Below are 248 nucleotides of genomic sequence, written 5' to 3'. Positions count from 1 at the left end.
AGAGGTGGCCGAGTGGCTGAAGGCGCTCCCCTGCTAAGGGAGTATAGGGTTTGTAGCCCTATCGAGGGTTCGAATCCCTCCCCCTCCGCCATTTATAATGGTTTTCTTTGTAATTGGACGCGTAGCTCAGCTGGATAGAGTACCTGGCTACGAACCAGGCGGTCGGAGGTTCGAATCCTCCCGCGTCCGCCACTTATCTCTAAGTGGAAAATAAAAGAGGCACTTTTCAGGTGTTAAAATTGATATTA

Annotated in this window: 1 tRNA gene; it reads left to right on the top strand. The window is 50.4% G+C overall.

The annotated features are described in order from the left end of the window. The first annotated feature begins 115 nt into the window (after positions 1–115). Positions 116–192, top strand: a tRNA-Arg gene (locus N473_RS01100). The last annotated feature ends 56 nt before the right edge of the window (positions 193–248 follow it).

This window comes from Pseudoalteromonas luteoviolacea CPMOR-1 (assembly GCF_001625685.1).
Classification (GTDB): Bacteria; Pseudomonadota; Gammaproteobacteria; order Enterobacterales; family Alteromonadaceae; genus Pseudoalteromonas; species Pseudoalteromonas luteoviolacea_K.
This window is presented reverse-complemented; position numbering and strand designations above follow the sequence as displayed.